This window comes from Chromohalobacter sp. HP20-39 (assembly GCF_033052815.1).
Taxonomy (GTDB): domain Bacteria; phylum Pseudomonadota; class Gammaproteobacteria; order Pseudomonadales; family Halomonadaceae; genus Chromohalobacter.
Genome location: NZ_JAWHTP010000016.1, coordinates 1 through 4,650, shown reverse-complemented (window position 1 = coordinate 4,650; position 4,650 = coordinate 1). Strand labels below are relative to the sequence as shown.

Sequence of the window (4,650 nt, the reverse complement as noted above, 5' to 3'; positions counted from 1 at the left end):
TCGGGCTTCGGGCTTCGGGCTTCGGGCTTCGGGCTTCGGGCTTCGGGCTTCGGGCTTCGGGCTTCGGGCTTCGGCAGGATTGTAGCTCCTAGCCCGCCGCCCCCGCTCGTTGCTCGTTTCTCGTTTCTCGTTTCTCGTTTCTCGTTTCTCGTTTCTCGTAGCTCGCAGCTTTTGACTCGTAGCCCCGCTTACTCAAGCAGACTCCTCCGCTTGGCGTCACTGAGCATGGCATGGGCAAACGCTATGAGCGTTTCCTGATAGCCATGCGCCGTATTGAGCGCGTCGGCTAGAACCTGAGGGGACTCGATGTATTCATGGATCATTTGATTGCGGGTCTGACGAATCTCGAGCCACTTGTCGGCAGAATCGAGCACACCGAGCTTTTCGGCGCGATCCAGGTTGTCGGCGACTGCACCTGTCTGCTCGCCCAGGGCACGTAACCAAAGAGGAAGCAGTTTGTCGCCGGTCGTGTCCTGAAGTCGACAGAACCGACTGGTGTAGGCTTCCAGCTTCTCTGCCAATGCCTCATCTTCACCCAGCCTGGCGGCACGCTCCTCGGTGAACGGCGAGGCAAACACGCTATCCGATGAGTAGCGAAGATGGTGGATCTCACGCTCGACGACGCGTTTCAGGAAGCCCAAGCGCTCCGCAAGATTGTCGCTCATAGAATTGACGTTCATAGAAAAGCCCCCTGTTCTCGTGCCAGCCTGTGTATCGTCTGCTCATTGAGGTTCGGCGCACTCAGCAGTACATCCACCTTTCGCCCGTGCATGGCGCGCATGATACGCACACTGAGCCGAGCGGAGAGCTGTGCGGGATGCTCCACCGGCGCGTCAATTTCAACGAACAGGTCGATATCGCCGCCACGGGCGCTATCGTCCAGCCGTGAGCCGAAAAGCTTCACGGTGCTGCCCGAACCAAGCTCGTCGGTGACGAGCTGCCGGATGGTTTGTCGTTGGCTATCTGTTAGGCGCATGGTGTTCATCTCGGCAAGACGTTCGGCCCAGGCTTCGAGCGCCAGGTTCGGGGCGCTGTGAAGAGCGGCTTCGGGCAGTATTGTAGCTCGTGGCTCGAAGCGTGCCAGCGCGTATGGCGGCACTGAAGAGCATCAAAGACGTTTATCCGGGACAAGCACGATTTCTTTGGCGCCCTCGACCATCGCTTTGAATCCAGCATGGTCCGGGTTGACGAGGTAATTCGTTTCTCTGGGCACCACGACGCTCGGCACGGCGAGCACGAGGCTCGACTGGCTTTCCAGCCAACCGTCGCCGACCTCGGCGGTCGATGAGGGCGCTGGCTCAACCATCCAGTCATCCGGGCGTCCATCTTCTGGAAGGCGCATGAGGTCGTCTTCCTGAAACGTTACCTCGAGCAGCGCATAGTCTTCCAACAAGCGGTAGTCGTTGATATGCACCATTACCTCGAGCATGGCCAGCGATTCAACGCTCGCGAGGTACACGCAGGCGTTGCCTTTGCTGTTCCAACGCCCACCGTACAATCGGGCGCCCTCACCGTCGAAGGCACTCTTGAGCCATTTCCGCTTGACGAGTCGGTATCCAGACACCGTGCTCATGCGAACACGCCGTGCTCAAGCCGCCCGATCAGGTCCAACACGGCCTCCGCCCCCGCAGTCGTCGCGATCATCTCCACCGGCCTCTGGTCACCTAGCCCCCGCACCGGATTGAGAAGCCAGGTGTTCGCCCGATTTTGATCGCCCTCGAACAGGTCGACGGCGCTCTTGTAGACTTCAGCAAAGCGATACAGCCGGTCGCCCTCGTCCCGCTTGAAGTACCCTGCTTTCGCTCGACGCTGCAAGCTGGCGGGGGAAATCGCGACATAACGCGCCAATTCCTTGCTCTCCAGGCCAGACGCAGCCGCGAGCGTTGTGAAAACCTTATAGGGGATGCCTTCGCTCAGCGCTTCATGCAGTGTTGGCCCTCGTGAAGGCAAGCCCAAGGTCTGCCAGAAGTCCCCCTTCCGGTCTACCGCCTTGGGTCGATACTCTTTGATCGCGCCTTGCATGGCCCACCCCTTAAATCACTTGATACATTTTCAGTATATCAGATGATGTGGCGGATAGCGCGCTCGAGCTTCGTCAGCATTATAGCCCGCCGCTCGTAGCTCGCGGCTCATGACCGCGCTAGGCGATGCTTTCGCGCAGGGCGTTTTCCCAGCGTGCGTCGCGTTGGCCGCAGACGATGAAGAAGGGGTTCAAGACGCTGTCTTGCTGGTTGCAGCGCAGCGGTTGGAGCGTTTCGACATCGAGTACGTGCCCGCCGGCGGCGGTGACGACGGCTTGGGCGGCGGCAGTGTCCCATTCGCAGGTGGGCGCGAGGCGCGGGTAGAGATCGGCTTGGCCTTCGGCGACCAGGCATAGCTTCAACGAGCTGCCCATGGAGACGCATTCATGCGTGGGCAGGCGCTGGCAGAAGGCTTCGAAGATTTCGGCACCATGGCGGCGGCTGCCGATGATCTTCCAGGGCGCGGCCTGGGGGTCGGGCAAGGCGCGGGCGTGAATCGCTTGGTCGTCGCCGTCGTTCTCGCGCTTGTAGGCGCCCTCCCCGTGCTGGCCCCACCAGGTCGCGGGACCGTTTGCCAGCGCCGGTGCGTGGACGATGCCGAACACCGGCACGCCGTCTTCCACCAGGGCGACGTTAAGCGTGAATTCACCGTTGTGGCTGATGAATTCCTTGGTGCCGTCCAGCGGGTCGATCAGCCAGTAACGCTGCCACGTTTGGCGGGTCTCGTAGCGGATCTCGGCGGATTCCTCGGAGAGAATCGGCACCTTGGGGGTGAGCGCTTCCAGCAGCCCGACCAGGGCGTGATGCGAGGCCATGTCCGCCTCGGTAAGCGGGCTGGCGTCGGCCTTTTCCTCGATGTCGAAGTCGCGATGGTAGATCGCCATGACCTCCTGGCCGGCGGCGTGAACGCCCTCGATAAGGCGATTGCGCATGGAATCGGTAATAAAATCGGTCATCGGGTTTCCTGGTTCGTACAAAACTTAAAGAGTCGAGCTAAGGGGCTATCAGGCGCGAGACCAACTGGGATGAAAGGCCAAGGCGAGAAGAAAGGTACGGTATTGACGAGCATTGCGGCGTTTCAATGCATCAATGCCTGCAAATGCGTCTTCGGCTAAATCGACCAGCGCCGCGACATCGTCTCGCGTAAACCGCCTTGCCAGATCGTAATCGGCTTCATGCCTCGCCTGCTGAAGATCGACAAACGCTTCCGATACCGATAGCAGGCCACTATCCAGCTTAAGCGGTTGGCCCAGTAGAGAGGCTATGGGCGAAGGCGGATTGCGACTCGCGATCCCTTTGCATACTCTACGCATGTCCGCGTGATTGAGGGAGCGTGCCACGGCTTCCCGTAAGCCCCAGTCGACCTGCCCACTGACGATCTCACGGCTCGACAGGTCAATCAGACGATGAAACAGGGCGTAATACGCCGTGGAAACTGCACGACGTAAGCTAGCTTGCTTAGGTCGTTTGGGTTCCTTGCGTTCGAGAATGCGTGCCTGTTCGAGGAGGTCTTGTGAAAGCGACACCTAAGACCTCCTATGCTTGGGCTTTGGGATTTTCTAAACGAATATAAGGAAAAACACCGGGGGCACGTTCGGAAAACGTCCGGTAGATGCTTTCCCTGATGTTCTTGACTTTGTTTTTGTTTTTTTGGCTTCCCATCGCGCCTTCATCCACGACGAGCCAGACCCAGACCGCCTCGTCACCGGAGCTATCAATGCCAGACTCGATGCGGATATCCTGCAGGAAGTCGGAACGCAGCTCGCGTTTGAGCTCTGCGCGTAAGCTTTCCTTGTCAATCGGAGGAGATACTTGCATGCCGATCACCTCTTGATGTGAAGTATTCATTTATAGCGAAACTCATTTCCTTGCAGTTTAAAGCAAGACGTCGGCCTGAGCAGCTTCTCACACCCCACGTGACATACCATGGATAGAGTGGCTAGTGGCATAGTGACTGGACGACACAGCTAGAAGCCCGCTTCTTTCTGTTGACGGATGGCCAACACTACCACGGTGTCAGCGTCGACACGGTACCGGGCGATATAGCCGCTATCGCCGAAGTCAATCAGCCAATCCCGGTAGGCTTCTGGCAGGTCGTCGATTGGGCGTCCGATATGCGGATGTTCTCCGAGTGCCTGGACGCCTTGGAGGATCGCCTGAGCAGCTCGCTCGGCCGCTGCGGGACTCTTCGGTTGCAAGAATTCACGCAGCCGCTCGAGGTCGCTGATCGCTGCCGGGGCGAAGATCACTCGTGGCATGTAGGGGCGAGCTCTTCATGATCCGTTCCCCAGCTATTCAGCCACTTCTCTACATCGTCTGCAGTCGCGTGCAGGCCCGTCGCCTGGTAGTCCTCCCAAGCCCGGAGCGCATCCTGCTTGAAGGCTTCCCGGTTTTCTTCACGCACGACATACTGCTCGATGGCTTCACGCATGAGCCAGTGCGGCGAGCGTCGCCGCGCATCGGCCAAGTGCTGCACCCTTCCTTTCAAGTCGTCGTCGAGCTTGATGGATGTCGGGGTCGCCATGTCAGCCTCCGTGATTAAAGCACGTAGTTGTCGGGTCCCGTGTGATTGACTACCCGCTTGGTAAATAACTCAGGACGCTTGGTCTGCCATTCCTTCATCATCGCA

The 4,650-nt window shown here is 59.1% G+C and carries 9 protein-coding genes; all 9 read right to left on the bottom strand.

What is annotated here, in order from left to right; genetic code table 11:
• Positions 1 to 188: 188 nt before the first annotated feature.
• Positions 189 to 680: a hypothetical protein gene (locus RVY79_RS16520; RefSeq protein WP_317465569.1), complete on the bottom strand. Its 492-nt coding sequence runs from the start codon at positions 678 to 680 to the stop codon at positions 189 to 191.
• Positions 677 to 1,099, bottom strand: a complete 423-nt coding sequence (locus RVY79_RS16515) for a hypothetical protein (protein ID WP_317465567.1) — start codon at positions 1,097 to 1,099, stop codon at positions 677 to 679. The genes RVY79_RS16520 and RVY79_RS16515 overlap by 4 nt, the downstream gene beginning before the upstream one ends.
• Positions 1,100 to 1,108: 9 nt before the next feature.
• Entirely contained in the window at positions 1,109 to 1,573 is a 465-nt protein-coding gene (locus RVY79_RS16510) for an RES family NAD+ phosphorylase (protein ID WP_317465565.1), read from the bottom strand.
• Positions 1,570 to 2,022, bottom strand: coding sequence for an antitoxin Xre/MbcA/ParS toxin-binding domain-containing protein (locus RVY79_RS16505; RefSeq protein ID WP_317465564.1), 453 nt, complete (start codon positions 2,020 to 2,022; stop codon positions 1,570 to 1,572). The genes RVY79_RS16510 and RVY79_RS16505 overlap by 4 nt, the downstream gene beginning before the upstream one ends.
• Before the next feature lie 118 nt (positions 2,023 to 2,140).
• Positions 2,141 to 2,977 (bottom strand): 3'(2'),5'-bisphosphate nucleotidase CysQ, encoded by an 837-nt coding sequence (cysQ, locus tag RVY79_RS16500; RefSeq protein WP_317465562.1) that lies wholly within the window; start codon positions 2,975 to 2,977, stop codon positions 2,141 to 2,143.
• A gap of 48 nt (positions 2,978 to 3,025) precedes the next feature.
• Complete coding sequence (locus RVY79_RS16495; protein WP_317465561.1) at positions 3,026 to 3,547, bottom strand: hypothetical protein; 522 nt, start codon at positions 3,545 to 3,547, stop codon at positions 3,026 to 3,028.
• 10 nt (positions 3,548 to 3,557) lie between these two features.
• A complete protein-coding gene (locus RVY79_RS16490; RefSeq protein ID WP_317465560.1) occupies positions 3,558 to 3,869 on the bottom strand; it encodes a hypothetical protein in 312 nt (103 codons plus the stop codon).
• Between the two features lie 119 nt (positions 3,870 to 3,988).
• Positions 3,989 to 4,279, bottom strand: coding sequence for a type II toxin-antitoxin system RelE/ParE family toxin (locus RVY79_RS16485; RefSeq protein WP_317465559.1), 291 nt, complete (start codon positions 4,277 to 4,279; stop codon positions 3,989 to 3,991).
• Positions 4,267 to 4,545 carry a CopG family ribbon-helix-helix protein gene (locus tag RVY79_RS16480; RefSeq protein WP_317465557.1) on the bottom strand — a complete coding sequence of 93 codons (279 nt, stop codon included), beginning with the start codon at positions 4,543 to 4,545 and terminating at the stop codon, positions 4,267 to 4,269. The genes RVY79_RS16485 and RVY79_RS16480 overlap by 13 nt, the downstream gene beginning before the upstream one ends.
• Positions 4,546 to 4,650: the final 105 nt, after the last annotated feature.

Excerpts from the sequence above, each read along its gene's own strand:
- RVY79_RS16480 (WP_317465557.1), bottom strand. The coding sequence starts at position 4,545 with ATGGCGACCCCGACATCCATCAAGCTCGACGACGACTTGAAAGGAAGG.
- RVY79_RS16505 (WP_317465564.1), bottom strand. The coding sequence starts at position 2,022 with ATGCAAGGCGCGATCAAAGAGTATCGACCCAAGGCGGTAGACCGGAAG.
- RVY79_RS16510 (WP_317465565.1), bottom strand. The coding sequence starts at position 1,573 with ATGAGCACGGTGTCTGGATACCGACTCGTCAAGCGGAAATGGCTCAAG.
- RVY79_RS16485 (WP_317465559.1), bottom strand. The coding sequence starts at position 4,279 with ATGCCACGAGTGATCTTCGCCCCGGCAGCGATCAGCGACCTCGAGCGG.
- RVY79_RS16490 (WP_317465560.1), bottom strand. The coding sequence starts at position 3,869 with ATGAATACTTCACATCAAGAGGTGATCGGCATGCAAGTATCTCCTCCG.
- RVY79_RS16520 (WP_317465569.1), bottom strand. The coding sequence starts at position 680 with ATGAACGTCAATTCTATGAGCGACAATCTTGCGGAGCGCTTGGGCTTC.
- cysQ (WP_317465562.1), bottom strand. The coding sequence starts at position 2,977 with ATGACCGATTTTATTACCGATTCCATGCGCAATCGCCTTATCGAGGGC.